Here is a 15,080-nt window from a genome sequence, read left to right on the forward strand (position 1 = left end):
TAGGCTGCCCCACCCCATGTGGAGGCGGGGGGTAGAATCCCCCTCCTTTCTGTCGCGCTCCCCAGCGTGGCCCTGCCCCTTCATAGGGGGAGTCTCTAGGTCAGGTGAAATGTCTGATTTAAGTCTTCAGTTACAGCAGGCCGCAAGCCAACTTCCCGTTTCCAGCTACTTCGAACAGGCGCTCTTCCAGCGCGAGATGGACCTCATCTTCCAGCGCGGGCCCCGTTATGTGGGCCACGAACTGGCTGTCCCGGAGACCGGCGACTTCCATGCCCTGCCCCAGGAGGGGGAGGGGCGCGCGCTCGTGCGCACGCCGCAGGGGGTGGACCTCATCTCCAACGTGTGCCGGCACCGGCAGGCGCTGATGCTGCGCGGGCGCGGCTCGGTCAACGAGCGGCCGTCCACGGGAGGCAACATCGTGTGTCCTCTACACCGCTGGACCTACAGCGCCGGCCAGACAGGCAAGGCGGGCAGGCTGCTGGGCGCGCCGCACTTCGCCGCCGATCCCTGCCTCAACCTCAACAATTACCCGGTTCAGACCTGGAACGGCCTGGTGTTCGAGGGCAACGGCTACGACGTGAAGCGCGCGCTGGCCAGGCTGGGCCCCAAGGCCGACCTGGACTTCTCGGGCTACGTGTACGACCGCACGGAACTGCACGAGGTCGACTACAACTGGAAGACCTTCATCGAGGTCTACCTCGAGGACTACCACGTCGGTCCCTTCCATCCGGGCCTGGGCAACTTCGTCACCTGCGAAGACCTGCGCTGGGAGTTCGGCCGCGAATACTCGGTGCAGACCGTGGGCGTGGCCGGCAAGCTCGGCAAGGCGGGCAGCGACGTCTACCGCAAGTGGCATGACGAAGTGCTGCGCTTCCAGGAAGGCCGCGCGCCCAAGCAGGGCGCGGTGTGGCTCACGCTCTATCCGAACGTGATGGTCGAGTGGTATCCCAACGTGCTGGTGGTCTCCACGCTGTACCCGAAGGGCCCGCAGAAGACGCTCAACATGGTGGAGTTCTTCTACCCGGAAGAAATCTCCGCCTTCGAGCGCGAGTTCGTGGAAGCCCAGCAGGCGGCCTACATGGAGACCTGCGAGGAGGACGACGAGATCGCCCTGCGCATGGACGCGGGCCGCAAGGCCCTGCTGGCGCGCGGCGACAACGAGGTCGGCCCGTACCAGAGCCCGATGGAGGACGGCATGCAGCACTTCCACGAGTGGTACCGCGACGTCATGGGCAACGACGTCCCGCGCTGAGTGCCCCGTTTCCCTGGCGGCGTCCATCGGGGCACGGTGCTGCCCCTGGACCGTCCGAACGTCGACACCGACGCCATCTTTCCCAAGCAGTACGGCCGCTCCACCGCCAAGAGCGGCTACGGTCCCGTGCTGTTCGACAACTGGCGCTACCTGGACCGCGGGGACCTGGACAGCGACCACGCCCTGCGAAGGCCGAACCCGGACTTCGTGCTGAACCAGCCGGCACTGCGCGGCGCGACGGTGCTGCTCGCCGGCGAGAACTTCGGCTGCGGCTCCAGCCGCGAACATGCGGTCTGGGCGCTGCGCGACTTCGGCATCCACGCGGTGCTCGCGCCCAGCTTCGGCGACATCTTCCGGCAGAACTGCGCACTCAATGGCGTCGCGCCGATCGTCCTGTCGCACGGCGAGGTGAGGCGGCTGTTCGACCTCGCGGGCGCGGGCGTGCTGGCCGTGACCATCGACTTGAACGCGGGCACCGTGCGCGCCGGACCCGAGGTCTTGCGCTTCGCGCTCACGCCGCGCCAGCGCCTGCTGCTCACGCAGGACATCGACTGGATCGCCGCCACGCTGGCGCACCGCGAGCGCATCGCCGCGTTCGAGGCGCGACGGCTGGCGCTGCAGCCCTGGCTCGCATGCAGCTGGCCGGACCGTGCTGCGGACGCGCGCGGCACCCGACGCGCCGGCCGGAGAGCACTAATTCGCGACACAATGGCAACCATGTACACGACGCTGATCTCCCCCGAACAGCTGCAGGCCCTGCAGGCCGGCAAGGCCCGCGTGATGGTCTTCGACTGCACCTTCGACCTGATGGATCCCACGAGCGGCGAGAAGCAGTACCTGGCGTCGCACATTCCCGGCGCCGTGTACGCGGATCTCGACCATGCGCTGAGCGACAAGGGCACGCCCGATGCGCAGAGCGGCGAGCCGCAGCCGCATGCCGGCGCGGCCTCGGGCGGCCGCCATCCGCTGCCCAGGCGCGAAAAATTCGCGACATGGCTGTCCAAGGTCGGCCTCGCCAACGACATGCAGGCGGTCGTGTACGACCGCAATGGCGCCAACTACTGCGGGCGCCTGTGGTGGATGCTCAAGTGGGCCGGCCACGACGCGGTCGCCGTGCTCGACGGCGGGCTGCAGGGCTGGCTGGCCGCGGGTGGTGACGTGCGTTCCGGCGAGGAGCCCTCGCACTTCCAGTCGAATTTCCAGCTCGGTGCGCCGCTGCGCCGGCTGGTCGGCACGGACGATGTCGCGCGGCGCCTGGGACAGCCGGGCCAGACCCTGGTCGATGCCCGCGCAGCGCCCCGGTTCCGGGGCGAAGTCGAACCGCTCGACCCGGTGGCCGGCCACATTCCTGGCGCGCTGAATCGCCCGTTCGCGCAGAACCTGGGCGAGGACGGCCGCTTCAAGCCCGCGCAGGCATTGCGCGCGGAGTTCGAGCAACTGCTGGCCGGACGCGATCCCGCCGGCGTGGTGCACCAGTGCGGCAGCGGCGTCAGCGCGGTGCCCAACCTGCTCGCCATGGAACTGGCCGGCTTCGCACCCACCGCGCTGTATGCGGGCAGTTGGAGCGAGTGGAGCCGCAACCCCAAGTTGCCCGTCGAGAAGGGCTGAGGGGCTCGCCGCTCCAATGAAAAATGCCGGGACGCGCCCGGCATCTCTCAGCTTGCCGTGAGGCGTCCTCAGCGGGTCGTGGTGGCCGTGCTCGGGCTGCTGGGGGTCGCGGAACCGGAGCTCATGTCGGTGCTGCTGCCGGTGGCGGAGCCAGTCGTGGAGCCGGCGGTGCCGGAAGCGCCCATGGAAGTGCCGCCGCCCGTGCTGGAGCCGCTGGCCGTGGTGTCGGTGCTGCTGGGGCTGGGGGTGGTGGCCATCGAGCCGGAGCTGGTGCTGGTGCTGGGCGAGGTCGTCGTGGAAGGCGTCGTCGTCGAAGAGCTGGACGAGGTGGCACCGGTGTCGTCCTTCTTGCCGCAGGCGGACAGGGACAGGGCAGCCATGAGGGCCAGGGCGGCGCATTGCGCGATCGGGGACTTGATCATCAGGAACTCCTTGAGGGATTCATTTCGGAAGACGTGGACTGACAGCGTGGGCCGCTGCCTGCGGCTCACTTTAGTGAGGGCAAACCCTGACCTTGTCGTCCCCTGCTGTCGAAGCCTGTAGGACAAGGCACGGCAGTACGGCGCCTGGCTCAGGCGTGCGCCGAGGCCAGCGCGTCCTCGCGCAGGGCCTCGGCGACGACACGCAACTCTTCCTTTCGCACGGCGATGGAACGGCCGAGGGCCTGCAGGTCCAGCCGGGACGCGAGCGCGCGGTTGAACACCTGCTCGCGCTCCCGGCGCACATGGCGCTCGACGTAGTCCGCCAACATCGCCACGCGCTCGTCGTACTGCGGATCGTCGGCTGAGCCGGACAGGATCTGCACGATGATCTCGCGCTGGCCGGCATGCGAATCGTCGGCCTCGTCCACGAGCTCGTCGTCGTTGAGCCCCTCGCGCACCGCCGGGTAGAACAATTCCTCTTCCAGCCGGGCATGGATCGTCAGCTCCATGCAGATCTCCTCGGCCAGGGCGCGGCGCTGCAGCGCACCCGCGCGCGTCCGCACCAATTCGCGGTAGGACTGAAACAGCGCGTGCACCGCGAGGTGGTCCGCGTCCAGCAGGTCGATCGCGTCGGTCGCCAGTTTCTTCATGGTGGGCATGCGGTTCAGGGGATCTTCACTCTAGAGGTTCACGCATCCGCCGCTGTCAGTGCAACGACGGCGCGCGTGTAGGAGGCGTGTGCATTCAATGGCGCGGCCGGGCCCGGCGGATGGCACGCTCGTACGCGGCCATGAGCGGCGTCACGGAAATGCCGTGCACGACGATGGACGTGACGACCACCGACAGCGTCAGCGCGATGAGCCGTTCGGCCAGCGCGGGATCGATCCCCTGGTTGACCGCGTACATCAGGTAATACAGCGAGCCCACGCCGCGGATGCCGAACCAGCCGATCAGCCAGCGCTGCCCATGCGTTGCGGCGGAATGGGCCAGCCCGACGCGGACGGCGAAGGGCCGGATCACCAGCAGCAGCAGCGGCACGAACCACCACGCGGCCGGGTCCCAGTGAACCGCCCACAGCAGGGCGCCGATCGCGATCACGATCGTCACCTCGCCGATGCGTTCGGCCTGCTCGTTGAAGCCGAGCACCGCCTGCGCCATGAACGCCGGTGCGTGCTCCGGATGCACCGCGACGCTGTCGGCGATGCTGCGGTCCGGGTCGGCCAGCGCCTCCTGCACCGGCCGCGCGCTGGTATCGCTGCCCGCGCTTTGCCGTTGTTCGAGGCGGCGCAGGGCAACGCCGGCCGCGAACACTGCGAGGAATCCGTAGGCCTGCAGCAGCAGCGCGCAGCCGTACGACAGGGCGATCAGCCCCAGCGCGAGAAAGTCGTCGAGGCCGACGGCTTCCTTGTGCTGGCGCCGCAGGAACAGCACCAGGCGCCCGACGGCGTTGCCCAGCCCCCAGCCTGTTGCGAGACCGACGCCCGTCGCCCACACCACGTCCACGGCCAACCAGCGCCAGCCGAATTCGCCGAGCTCGTGCAATCCCAGCAGGCCCAGCCCCAGCATGACGAAAGGGAAGGCGCTGCCATCGTTGAGTCCGCCTTCCCCGGTCAGCGCGAAACGCAGCTTGTCCTGGTCGCCGGGCTCCTGCAACTGCACTTCGGAGGCCAGCACGGGATCGGTCGGCGCCAGGATCGCACCCAGCAGGATGCAGGCGCCCAGCGGCAAGTGCAGGAAGAACCAGGCGGCTGCGGCGATCAGCGCCACCGTCAGTACCATCGAGTTGAGCGCCAGCCGCACTGGCAGCGACCAGCGTCGATCGCGCAGTCCAGGACTCAGCTTGAGGCCCGCGGTGAACAACGAGAGAAGCACCACGATCTCGGCGATGCGTTCGAGCAGGTGCGCATCGCCCACCGCCTCGGGCGCGATGAGGGCGAGCCCAATGGGACTGACGCCGATCCCCACCAGCAGGTAGAGCATGGCGGTGGAAAGGGGCAGCCGCTTCAGCACGGTCGAAGCCAGTGCCATCAGCACCAGCAGCAGGCCGACGATCACCGACCAGAGCGCAATGTTCATGGCCGGCGATTGTTGGGCCACAGCCCAGCCGGCCGTGTGGGCCGATGCCGCGTTTCAGGGAGCGGCGGCTTCCCGCTGGCGACCGTTCAGAGGCGGCCGAGCGCGGACAACAGCGCCTTGCGCACGGTCGGGAACCGGTGCACGTCGCTGTGGCCGGCGCCATCCACCCGCAACAGCTGGGCGGAGCGCATCGCGCTGCACAGTTCCTCGCTGTGCCGGATCGGGATCAGTTCGTCCTTCTCGCCGTGGATCAGCATCACCGGGCCGAGCAGCTTGGCGGCGTGCTCCAGCGTGTGCAGCGGATAGCGCAGCACCTGCATCGGCACCCACGGGTAGAGCTCCGCCGCCAGCGCCTTCATGCTGCTGTATGGCGAGACCAGCAGCGTGAGGTCCGGCGCGCGGCCGTCGGAGCAGAGCTGGGCCGCCAGTCCGGCGGCCAGGCCGGTGCCGAGCGACTGGCCCGAGATCACCACGCGCTTGCCTGCGTACATCGGCGCGAAGTGCTGCCACACCGCGTGGACGTCGGCGCGCAGCTGCTCTTCGCTCTCGATCTGTCCGCTGCTCTTGCCGAAGCCGCGGTAATCGAACATCACCACGTCGAAATTGGCCTGGCGGAATGCGTCCAGGTCCACGAACCACTTCTTCAGGTTGCCGGAGTTGCCGTGCAGGAAGAAGAACACGCCGCGCGGGTTCGCGCACTGCATGTGCGCAACGGACAGCCTGGCATCCGGGACGTCGATGAAGAACTCGCGCGCATCGGCGTCGTCGCAGATCGGCTCGTCCAGGGGCAGCGGATCCGGTTCGAACAGCAGCCGCTCCTGTCGGAAGTACAGCCAGCCGATCGCGCCGACGTAGATGGCGCCGATGGCCAGCAACACCGAGGCGGAGAAGATTGCGTAAACCATGTTGCCTCCTCCGCGGATCGCGTCAGCGATTCCGCTTGGCGTCCGGGTCACTTGGGCCGATCCGGTCGGACATTCCAGGGCCCGGGGCGCCGAGGTCACCGGCGTCGCTCGGGTTCTTTTCGTTCCAGGTGCGGCCCGCGCTGGTCACCTTGCCGCGGGGATGGACCATGTCCGTTCCGTCGTCGAAGTCCAGGGAACCGCCGGCGCTGGGCGCGTCGTCGGCCGCGCCGTGGTCGCGCTCGTTCACGCCGGACGGGGCCACCAGGTCGCGCTGGTCGTCGCTGATGAGGCCGATCCTGGCCGGGCCGTCGCCGCGGTCGTCCTTCGACGAAGGGGATGCGGATCCTTGGAACGTGCCCTCTTGGCCGCCGGCCATCGGCCGGTCGTTGCTTCGTTCAGCGGGATCGGGGGAGTCGCCATTGCCGCGGACGGAGGCCTGACCGCCGGTTCTGAGTCGCCCGGTCTCGTGCGAAGGCCGGTCCTTGTCCTTGCGCGGCATCCCGTCGCGGGATTCTTGCTGGTTGGGCATCGCGGACTCCTTTGCTTGGATCGCAAGCCTTTCGGCCTGCATGGCATGGAGTGTTCGCGATCGGCAACGGCAGACCTGTCGGCACCGCCCGGGGCCTTGCGTAGGAGGCTGGCGCGGCAGGCGGAAGGAAGGACTACGCCCGCACGGCCGCGGATGCGGCATTGGCGTACGTGCGCCGCAGGTGCTCGCGCTCCGCGGCGCGCAGGCGCAGTCCGTCCGAAAAATAGGCTTCCAGCGATCCGTAGGACAGATCGACTTCGGCGAAGGCGGCATGCAGGAAGGCGGGCTGGACGCGCCACAGCACTTCCAGCGCCTCGCGCGGCAGGCCCATGCGCGACTCCGCGGGCAACTGCAGCCGCTCGTTGGTCAGGAGGTAATCGCGCATCACTGCCTCGTCGGAGGCGCCCACGGCCTTGAGCAGCAGCGCGGCCGCGAAGCCGGTGCGGTCCTTGCCCGCGGTGCAATGGAACACCGTCGGCTGGTCGGATTCCAGAAGATGCGCAAAGAACTCGGCGAAGCGCGGAGTGTGGTGGCGCACGAAGCCGCGGTAGGTGTCCTGCATGTGCGCCGTCACGTCCGCGGCGCTCAGGGGCTGCCCGGCAGCGATCACATCGCTGAGCTTCTGGACGATGGTGGGCTCGATCGGCAGCGAGTGCACGACCGCGTCCGGCAGGCTGCAGGCGGCGGCGAGGCGCTCGTTCACCCCGCGGAAGTCCAGCACGCGGGCGACGCCGAGAGCCCGGATCGCCGCGGCATCGCCGGCGTCCAGGGCGCCCAGGTGGGCGGAACGGTAAAGGTTGCGCAGGGGCTGGCCGGTGACCGCGTCACCGACCGGGCGGAAATTGGAGGAACTCGCGAGGCGCATTCCTCCATTGTCGGGGAGTCGTCCGCGGCCGCCGCTCGCGCAGGCGACACCCCACCCGCGTGGCGGGACTTACTTGCTGCGCGGCGTGCTCTTTTTCTCGCCGCCGGCGGCGCTGCGCTTGCTGCTGGCCTTGGCTCCCTTGCCCGCGGCCTGGGCCCGGGTCGACTTCGAAGTGGACGAAGACGATTTGGGCGACGCCTTGGAGGAAGAAGTAGAAGGGGAAGAAGAACTGCGAGATGCCATAGCTTGCTCCTTGGGAGTGTGGTTGTTCGGGGCCGTGGCAAGAGTCGCCGCGCCCCGGGGCCAGGCAGGCTGCGCGCGGACCCCGGCGGTCTGATGCCGGCAGCTGCACGCAGGAAACGCCTTGCCCACGCGCAATCTAAGCAGCGCACCGGAGCTTGCTGTCGGAAGGACCGAACGCGCGACGTAGGACGTTGCCTTCTGACGCGGCCCCAATGAAAAGACATCCGCGCGGTCGGCGCGGATGTCTCGGTCGGAACGCGTACCGCCCCGTGGGCGGCGAGGGAGTCACCAGGGCGCGATCAGAACTGCCGCCAGTCGCCTTCGGGCTGGTGCGGCGTGGCGCCATGGAGCCGGGCGCCGCCCCCGGCGGGCAACCGGGCCGCCGGCTTGAACCTGATCGGCATCGGTGCCGGATCGGCCGGGGTGGCCGGGGTGGCCGGCTGGGACTGCACCTGCGGCATCTCTCTGGCGTGAACGAGGCCCGCCGCGCCTCCCAGGTTGAAGCGTTCCACCATCCGCAGCAGGCCCTGGGCCTGCGCATGCATCGATTCGGTGGAGGTGGCCGCCTGGTCCACGAGCGCGGCGTTCTGCTGCACCACGTGGTCCATCTGCGTGATCGCGGTGTTGACCTGTTCGATCCCGGAGCTCTGCTCCTGGCTGGCGGCGGCGATCTCGGAAATCAGCTCGGTCACCTGCTTCACCGAGGTCACGATCTCCTCCATCGTCTTGCCGGCCGCGTCGACCAGCTTGCTGCCGGCATTGACCTTGTCGACCGAGTCACCGATCAGTTCCTTGATCTCCTTGGCGGCCGTGGCGCTGCGCTGCGCGAGGCTGCGCACCTCCGAGGCCACCACCGCGAAGCCACGCCCCTGCTCTCCCGCACGCGCCGCTTCGACGGCGGCATTGAGCGCGAGGATGTTGGTCTGGAAGGCGATGCCGTCGATCACGCCGATGATGTCGGCGATCTTGGTGGACGAGTGCGAGATGCCGTTCATGGTGCTCACCACCTGGCCGACGACCTGGCCGCCCTTGCGCGCGACCTCGGAGGCGGTGTGCGCCAGCGTGCTGGCCTGGCGCGCGTTCTCGGCGTTCTGCGACACGGTGGAAGTCAGCTCTTCCATGGACGAAGCGGTCTCTTCCAGCGACGAAGCCTGCTGCTCGCTGCGCGCCGACAGTTCGGCGTTGCCCGCGGCGATGTCCTTGGATGACGCTCCGATGCTCTGGCCGATGTCACGCACCTGGGACATCAGCGCGTGGAGTTTCTCCATCGTGGCGTTGAAGGCGACCACGATGCGGCCGAACTCGTCGTTGCTCCTGACGTCGATGCGGGTCGTGAGGTCGCCCTCGCCCTGCGCCAGCGCGGTGAAGCTTTCCAGCAGCTGGGCCGCCGGCCGGGTGACGGCGCGCACGATCAGCGTGACGCCCACCGCCAGCAGCGCCAGCGCCAGCACGATCGCCACGGCCACCACGCTCAGGCTCAGCTGCAGCGCCTTGTCCAGCACGCGGGTGCGGTAGCCGATTTCCACGCGCCCCAGCTTCTTGCCGTCGTTGTCGGTGATGTCGCGGTTGTAGACCAGCAGCCCGCCCTTCGCGGAAGGCGACTTCATGGCGTTGGCGGTGAAGGACTTGCCGTCGGCGTCGAAGAACTCGGCGTAGGCGACGTCGGGATCCTTCGCGGCTTCCTTGACGAAGCCCTCCAGCGCGGACAGGTCGTAGTTGATGACGTAGGGCACGCTGATCGTGCTCATCATCTTGGACAAGCCCTCGGCCTTGGACTGCATCATGGAGGTCAGGACCTTGTCCTGCTCCAGCACCATCGTCGTGCCCAGGGCACCCAGCACCACGCTCGCGAGCAGCAGCGTGGGCACGAGGAGCTTCTTGGCAATGGAGTCGAGACGGAAGAATTTCATGGCGAATCTCCTTGGCGTGGTGCCGGTTCGCTTCAGTAGCGGGTGACCGGCACGGGCTTGCCGGCCTTCACCACCGTGTGGAAGATGCCCTTGAGCCCCTGGTGGCTGCGGGGGCTGTACTCCACCTTCACGCCGCCCGCATCCATCTGCAGGGCCTCGAAGGCATTGACGAAGCCGGTGCGGGTGAGGTCCTTGCCGGCCTTCTTCAGGGCTTCGACGAGCACCACGGCGTCGAGGTAGCCCTCCAGGCTCGTGTAGTCGAAGTCGCCGGCGCCGGATTCCTTCATGTCGGCCTGGTACTGCTTGACCAGCGTCACGCCGGCGTCGTCGGGCGACGGCACCACCTGGGTGATGTACACGCCCTCTCCTTCCGGACCGGCTTCCTTGATGAAGTCGGACGTGCCGACGAAGGAGACGTTCAGGAACCTGGGGTTGAAGCCCGCCGCCTTGGCCTTCTTGACGAATGCGGCGCAGGCCTTGTAGGTGCCCACCATCACCACGGCTTCGGGCTTGGCCTCCTTCAGCGCCGCGAGGCCCGCGTCCACGTCGACGGTGTTGCGCTTGTACTTGCCTTCGCCCGCGAGCTGCAGGTTGTTCTTCATGAGGGCGCGCACCACGCCCGCCTTGCCGGCGTTGCCGTAAGCGTCGTCCTGGATGAACACGCCGACCTTCTTGACGTTGAGGTCCTTCATCAGCCGCTCGACCATCGCCTCGGTTTCGTCGAAGTAGGAGGCGCGCACGTTGAACACGATCTTGTTGACGGGGTTGCGCAGCATCTCGGCGCCGGTGAAGGGCGCGATGTAGGGAACCTGGGCCTTGGACACCAGCGGCAGGGCAGCGCTGGAGGTCGGCGTGCCGACGTAGCCGAACAGCGTGAACACCTTGTCCTCGTTGATCAGCTTGGCCGTCATCGCCGCGGAGCGTTCGGGCTCGTAGCCGTCGTCATAGCTGACCAGCTTGATCTTGCGGCCATGGATGCCGCCGGCATCGTTGACCCGGTTGAAATAGGCGGTCGCCCCTTCCTTCAGCTTGCGGCCCAGGCCGGAGGCCGGCCCGGTCTGCGCGTTGCTCATGCCCACCAGGATCTCCGAGCTGGTCACGCCGGTTTCGGCGCGCGCCAGCAGGCTGCAGGCGGCAAGAACGAGTGCGAAGACCGTATTCCTTGCGTTGGCGTGTCTCACTGGATTCCCCTTTCGGATGACTGGGAGCTGCCGTTTGTCAGCCCAACGTCAGGATGCCATTGCGAAAACGCTGTTGCAATGGAAACATGTAGTTACAGCCTGTCGGGCTGGATGAGTGGTGTGCGGCGGGGTCCAGGTGGTTGTTTCGCTTAGGTTTCGCCGCAACGTCACCGAGTTCGAGGGGAGAACGCGAACTCGGCTGGCGGGATAGCAGCAGTTCCTTGTTAGGCCGATTCCTTAATCCATCGGCAGCCTTCGGGGCGGCAGGCCCCGAGTTACAGACGGAGAGATCACATGCGCACCCTGTTTGCCCTGGCCCTTTGCGCCACCCTGGCTTCCCTGTCCGGCTGCATGCTGGATGGCGTCGAGGCCGCCCAGGTCCGCCCCATCGCCCCGGTCGCCCAGGCCGCCGCCGGCGGCCACGAAATCCACAAGATGTTCGCGGAAGAGAAAGCCCGGGCGAAGTCGTCCGAGCTGCCCGCGCAGTTCTGAGCTACTTCCAGGCGGCGCGCGAACGCGCGCGCACCTGGATCAGCGGCGCCTGCGGTTGCAGGCCCGTCGCCGGCCCCGCGGCCGGCGCCTCCGGCCAGGTGACCTGCTCGAAGCGGGCCGCCATGGCCTCGCTGATGAAGCGGGTGCGGCCGGCATAGACATGCCGGTCCCCGCCGCCCGCTTGCTGCGACACGTAGAAGCGCTGCGGCACCAGCAGGTGCAGGTGGTCGCGGGCTCGCGTCATCGCCACGTACAGCAATCGCCGCTCCTCCTCCAGCTCCTCGGTGGTGCCCGTGGCCATGTCGCTGGGGATGCAGCCGTCGACCACGTTGAGCACGTGCACTGCCTTCCATTCCTGCCCCTTGGCGCTGTGGATGGTGGACAGGATCAGGTAATCCTCGTCGCGCAACGGCGGGCCACTGTGGTCGCTGGTCACCTCCGGAGGGTCCAGGGTCAGCTCGGTGAGGAAGCGTTCCCGGCTTCCGTAACCCGCCGCGAGCCGCGCGAGCTGCTCCACGTCCAGCTTGCGAACCTGCGCGTCCTCGTGCATGCGCTCCAGCTGGGGCAGGTACCAGCCCTTGGCCAGTTCCATGTCGGCCGGCCAGGCGAGGCCGGGTTCGCGCAGCTTCGCGAACACGCCCGCGAGTTCCGACCACTCCTGCTTCGCGGCGGCGGGCGGCTCGAAGGCCTGCAGCGCCGCATGCGGGTCGCTGGCCTCCGCCATCGCGTCGAGCAGTCGCGTGGCGGAGGCGGCGCCGATCCCCGGCACCAATTGCACGGCGCGAAAGCCCGCCATGCGGCCACGCGGGTTGTGCGCGAAGCGCAGCAGCGCCATCACGTCCTTGATGTGCGCGGCTTCCAGGAACTTGAGGCCGCCGAACTTCACGAACGGGATGTTGCGACGCGCGAGTTCCAGCTCGAGCGCGGCACTGTGGTGGCTGGCGCGGAACAGCACCGACTGTGACTTGAGCTGCGTCCCCGACTCGCGCTGGCGCAGCACCTGGTCGGCCACCCAGCGGGCCTGCTGGGCCTCGTCTGGCACCAGCACGAGCTGCGCGCGGTGGTCGGACGCCTTGTCGGTGAACAGGTTCTTGGCGTGCCGCTCGCGCGCCGCCGCGATCACTGCGTTGCTTGCGTCCAGGATGGGCTGCGTGCTGCGGTAGTTGCGCTCCAGCGTGACCGTGCGCGCCGGCTGCGAAAACCGGTGCGGGAAGTCGAGGATGTTGCGCACCGTGGCGCCGCGAAAGGAGTAGATGCTCTGCGCGTCGTCGCCCACCACCGTGACGCCCTGCCCGGTGGGTTTGATCGCGAGCAGGATGTCCGCCTGCAGCCGGTTGGTGTCCTGGTATTCGTCGACCAGCACGTGGTCGAAGCGGTCGCCGATCTCCTGCGCCAGAGCCGGCTCCGCCATCATGTCGGCCCAGAAGGCCAGCAGGTCATCGTAGTCCAGCACGTTCTGCTGCTGCTTGGCTTCGACGTAGGCGCCGAACAGCCTCTTCAGCTCGTCCCCCCATTGCGCGCACCAGGGATACACGGACTGCAGCACCAGCGGCAGCGGGTCACAGGTGTTGAGCACGCGCGAATAGATGCCCAGGCAGGTGCCCTTGAGCGGGAAGCGCTTCTTCGCGTCTGAAAAGCCGATCTCGTGGCGCACCAGGCCCATCAGGTCCTCAGCATCGCCGCGATCGTGGATGGTGAAGTTCTCTTCCAGCCCGATGCGCGCCGCGTATTCGCGCAGCAGCCGCGCGCCGATACCGTGGAAGGTACCGCTCCAGGGCAGCGCCGGAGCTTGCGTGCCGGCCAGTCCCAGAGCCTGCTGCAGCACGCCACCGACGCGGCGCTCCATTTCCTGCGCGGCCCGGCGGCTGAAGGTGAGCAGCATCATGCGCTGCGGGTCGGCGCCGTGGCGGATCAGGTTGGCGACCCGGTGCGCCAACGTGTTTGTCTTGCCGGAGCCGGCGCCCGCGATCACCAGCAGGGGCCGGGTGTCCGAGGCGGTGTCGCCCGTGCCGTGGGTGGCGGCTTCGCGCTGCTGCGGATTGAGCGATTCGAGCGGATCCGGGGACTGCATGTCCCTGTATATTAATCCAGTGACTTCCAAGATCCTGGTCGGCACCGCCTCCTGGACCGACAAGAGCCTGATCGGCTGCGGACGCTTCTACCCGCCCGCCTGCAGGACCTCGGAACAGCGCCTGCGCTTCTACGCGCAGCAGTTCCCGCTGGTGGAGGTGGACTCGAGCTACTACGCGATGCCGCAGCCGCAGACGGCGCAGCTGTGGGCCGAGCGCACGCCGGCCGGCTTCACTTTCAACGTCAAGGCCTTCCGCCTGTTCACCGGCCACCAGGCGCTGCCGACGGTGCTCGATCGCGACCTGCAGAAGGCGCTGGGCCCCGACGTACCGCGCACCCTCTACTACGACAAGCTGCCCGCCGAGATCCGGGCGGAGCTGTGGCGGCGCTTCCGTGCGGCACTCGCTCCGCTGCACGCCGCCGGCAAGCTGGGCGCGGTGCACTTCCAGTTCGCGCCCTGGCTGCTGCGCAACCGCGCGAGCATGGCGCACGTGGAACACTGCGCGCAGCAGATGCAGGGACACCTGGTGGCCGCGGAGTTCCGGCACGCCACCTGGTTCTTCGGCGAACACCTGGAACGGACGCTGGAGTGGGAACGATCGCTGGGGCTGGTGCACACGGTGGTCGACTCACCGCAGGGCTTCGCCAACTGCGTTCCCTGCGTGTGGGACGTGACGAATCCGCAGTTGGCGATCGTGCGCCTGCATGGGCGCAACAAGGAGACCTGGAACAAGAAGGGACTGGCCGCGTCCTCCGGGCGCTTCGACTACTGGTACAGCCAGGATGAGCTGGCGGCCATGCTGCCGGAGATCACGCACCTGTCCACCCTGGTGCAACGCGTGCACGTGGTCTTCAACACGAACAACGAGGACCAGGGCCAGGTGGCGGCCGGGATGATGCGCCAGCTGCTCGCCGTAAACACCCGGTAAAAGCTTGTACGGCCCCGGAAGAGCACCCTGCGGAGGCTAGACTGCCTCTTGTTCCCTGATCCTGGAGTCACGAATGAAGAGTTTCCGCCGTTCCCTGCTGGCCGCTGGCCTGTGCGCCTGCGCCCTGGCGGCCCAGGCGCAACTCAAGCCGCCGGCTGCCAAGCCCGGCAATGCACCGGCAACGCCGGCGGCGGCGCCGGCGCCGCAAGCGCCTGCTTCCGCGTCCAACGGCGTCATCAGCAACCCCGAGTTCGAGAAGGCCGGGCAGATGGCCGCGCACGCGTGGCTGCTGCTGCTTGATCGCAAGGACTGGGGCACCGCCTGGGATGCCTCCAGCGCCGTGTTCCGCCAGAGCGTTCCGCTGGGTACCTGGATGGACAACGTTCCCAAGCTGCGGGATCCGCTGGGCAAGTTCGTCGAACGCCAGCCGGGCGAAGCGATCTACAAGCGAACGCTGCCGGGCCGCCCCGAAGGCGACTACGTCACCGTGCAGTTCACGAGCAAGTTCGACAAGAAGCCGGTGGTGCAGGAACTCGTCACGACCGTGCGCGAATCGGACGGCCGCTGGCGCGTCACGGGCTACCAGGCCCGCTGAGCG

Annotated in this window: 14 protein-coding genes and 1 pseudogene; 6 read left to right on the plus strand and 9 right to left on the minus strand. The window is 68.1% G+C overall.

Annotation, left to right across the window (positions count from 1 at the left end; all coding sequences use genetic code 11):
• Window positions 1-109 precede the first annotated feature (109 nt).
• The 3 genes and pseudogenes from AC1DSA_RS19635 (at window position 110) to AC1DSA_RS19645 (ending at window position 2,860) form a co-directional block, all read left to right on the plus strand.
• Entirely contained in the window at window positions 110-1,252 is a 1,143-nt protein-coding gene (locus AC1DSA_RS19635; RefSeq protein ID WP_477892289.1) for an aromatic ring-hydroxylating oxygenase subunit alpha, read from the plus strand.
• Window positions 1,253-1,870: pseudogene (gene leuD / locus AC1DSA_RS19640) on the plus strand (3-isopropylmalate dehydratase small subunit); the annotation flags it as partial.
• A 99-nt stretch (window positions 1,871-1,969) separates the two neighbouring features.
• On the plus strand, window positions 1,970-2,860 hold the full coding sequence (locus AC1DSA_RS19645) for a sulfurtransferase (protein ID WP_477892361.1): 891 nt from the start codon (window positions 1,970-1,972) through the stop codon (window positions 2,858-2,860).
• Between the two features lie 68 nt (window positions 2,861-2,928).
• Here the strand turns inward: AC1DSA_RS19645 and AC1DSA_RS19650 are convergent, their stop codons facing one another.
• The 8 genes from AC1DSA_RS19650 to AC1DSA_RS19685 form a co-directional block, all read right to left on the minus strand.
• Window positions 2,929-3,282: a hypothetical protein gene (locus AC1DSA_RS19650; RefSeq protein WP_477892291.1), complete on the minus strand. Its 354-nt coding sequence runs from the start codon at window positions 3,280-3,282 to the stop codon at window positions 2,929-2,931.
• A 149-nt stretch (window positions 3,283-3,431) separates the two neighbouring features.
• On the minus strand, window positions 3,432-3,932 hold the full coding sequence (locus AC1DSA_RS19655) for a hemerythrin domain-containing protein (RefSeq protein WP_477892293.1): 501 nt from the start codon (window positions 3,930-3,932) through the stop codon (window positions 3,432-3,434).
• 94 nt (window positions 3,933-4,026) lie between these two features.
• Window positions 4,027-5,358: a cation:proton antiporter gene (locus AC1DSA_RS19660; protein ID WP_477892295.1), complete on the minus strand. Its 1,332-nt coding sequence runs from the start codon at window positions 5,356-5,358 to the stop codon at window positions 4,027-4,029.
• 86 nt (window positions 5,359-5,444) lie between these two features.
• Entirely contained in the window at window positions 5,445-6,263 is an 819-nt protein-coding gene (locus AC1DSA_RS19665; RefSeq protein ID WP_477892297.1) for an alpha/beta hydrolase, read from the minus strand.
• A gap of 22 nt (window positions 6,264-6,285) precedes the next feature.
• On the minus strand, window positions 6,286-6,834 hold the full coding sequence (locus tag AC1DSA_RS19670) for a hypothetical protein (protein WP_477892299.1): 549 nt from the start codon (window positions 6,832-6,834) through the stop codon (window positions 6,286-6,288).
• Window positions 6,835-6,925: 91 nt separating this feature from the next.
• A complete protein-coding gene (locus tag AC1DSA_RS19675) occupies window positions 6,926-7,657 on the minus strand; it encodes a tyrosine-protein phosphatase (RefSeq protein ID WP_477892301.1) in 732 nt (243 codons plus the stop codon).
• A gap of 542 nt (window positions 7,658-8,199) precedes the next feature.
• Window positions 8,200-9,810: a methyl-accepting chemotaxis protein gene (locus AC1DSA_RS19680; protein ID WP_477892303.1), complete on the minus strand. Its 1,611-nt coding sequence runs from the start codon at window positions 9,808-9,810 to the stop codon at window positions 8,200-8,202.
• Window positions 9,811-9,842: 32 nt separating this feature from the next.
• Window positions 9,843-10,991 carry an ABC transporter substrate-binding protein gene (locus tag AC1DSA_RS19685; protein WP_477892305.1) on the minus strand — a complete coding sequence of 383 codons (1,149 nt, stop codon included), beginning with the start codon at window positions 10,989-10,991 and terminating at the stop codon, window positions 9,843-9,845.
• Window positions 10,992-11,285: 294 nt separating this feature from the next.
• Here AC1DSA_RS19685 and AC1DSA_RS19690 point away from each other — a divergent pair, with 294 nt between their 5' ends.
• Window positions 11,286-11,483: a hypothetical protein gene (locus AC1DSA_RS19690; protein ID WP_477892307.1), complete on the plus strand. Its 198-nt coding sequence runs from the start codon at window positions 11,286-11,288 to the stop codon at window positions 11,481-11,483.
• 1 nt (window position 11,484) lies between these two features.
• Here AC1DSA_RS19690 and AC1DSA_RS19695 read toward each other — a convergent pair whose 3' ends face one another.
• Window positions 11,485-13,554, minus strand: a complete 2,070-nt coding sequence (locus tag AC1DSA_RS19695) for an ATP-dependent helicase (RefSeq protein WP_477892309.1) — start codon at window positions 13,552-13,554, stop codon at window positions 11,485-11,487.
• A 19-nt stretch (window positions 13,555-13,573) separates the two neighbouring features.
• Between AC1DSA_RS19695 and AC1DSA_RS19700 the strand changes: the two genes are divergently transcribed.
• Together AC1DSA_RS19700 and AC1DSA_RS19705 are read left to right on the plus strand one after the other, a co-directional pair.
• On the plus strand, window positions 13,574-14,482 hold the full coding sequence (locus AC1DSA_RS19700) for a DUF72 domain-containing protein (RefSeq protein ID WP_477892311.1): 909 nt from the start codon (window positions 13,574-13,576) through the stop codon (window positions 14,480-14,482).
• Between the two features lie 73 nt (window positions 14,483-14,555).
• Window positions 14,556-15,077 carry a DUF4019 domain-containing protein gene (locus tag AC1DSA_RS19705; RefSeq protein WP_477892313.1) on the plus strand — a complete coding sequence of 174 codons (522 nt, stop codon included), beginning with the start codon at window positions 14,556-14,558 and terminating at the stop codon, window positions 15,075-15,077.
• Window positions 15,078-15,080: the final 3 nt, after the last annotated feature.

The sequence above is a fragment of the Ramlibacter sp. P4_H7 genome, assembly GCF_056400765.1.

Bases quoted from the DNA above. Each gene is read 5' to 3' on its own strand.
- AC1DSA_RS19660 (WP_477892295.1), bottom strand. From the start codon at position 5,358: ATGAACATTGCGCTCTGGTCGGTGATCGTCGGCCTGCTGCTGGTGCTG.
- AC1DSA_RS19680 (WP_477892303.1), bottom strand. From the start codon at position 9,810: ATGAAATTCTTCCGTCTCGACTCCATTGCCAAGAAGCTCCTCGTGCCC.
- AC1DSA_RS19635 (WP_477892289.1), top strand. From the start codon at position 110: ATGTCTGATTTAAGTCTTCAGTTACAGCAGGCCGCAAGCCAACTTCCC.
- AC1DSA_RS19705 (WP_477892313.1), top strand. From the start codon at position 14,556: ATGAAGAGTTTCCGCCGTTCCCTGCTGGCCGCTGGCCTGTGCGCCTGC.
- AC1DSA_RS19645 (WP_477892361.1), top strand. From the start codon at position 1,970: ATGTACACGACGCTGATCTCCCCCGAACAGCTGCAGGCCCTGCAGGCC.
- AC1DSA_RS19655 (WP_477892293.1), bottom strand. From the start codon at position 3,932: ATGAAGAAACTGGCGACCGACGCGATCGACCTGCTGGACGCGGACCAC.
- AC1DSA_RS19665 (WP_477892297.1), bottom strand. From the start codon at position 6,263: ATGGTTTACGCAATCTTCTCCGCCTCGGTGTTGCTGGCCATCGGCGCC.
- AC1DSA_RS19675 (WP_477892301.1), bottom strand. From the start codon at position 7,657: ATGCGCCTCGCGAGTTCCTCCAATTTCCGCCCGGTCGGTGACGCGGTC.
- AC1DSA_RS19690 (WP_477892307.1), top strand. From the start codon at position 11,286: ATGCGCACCCTGTTTGCCCTGGCCCTTTGCGCCACCCTGGCTTCCCTG.
- AC1DSA_RS19670 (WP_477892299.1), bottom strand. From the start codon at position 6,834: ATGCAGGCCGAAAGGCTTGCGATCCAAGCAAAGGAGTCCGCGATGCCC.
- AC1DSA_RS19695 (WP_477892309.1), bottom strand. From the start codon at position 13,554: ATGCAGTCCCCGGATCCGCTCGAATCGCTCAATCCGCAGCAGCGCGAA.
- AC1DSA_RS19650 (WP_477892291.1), bottom strand. From the start codon at position 3,282: ATGATCAAGTCCCCGATCGCGCAATGCGCCGCCCTGGCCCTCATGGCT.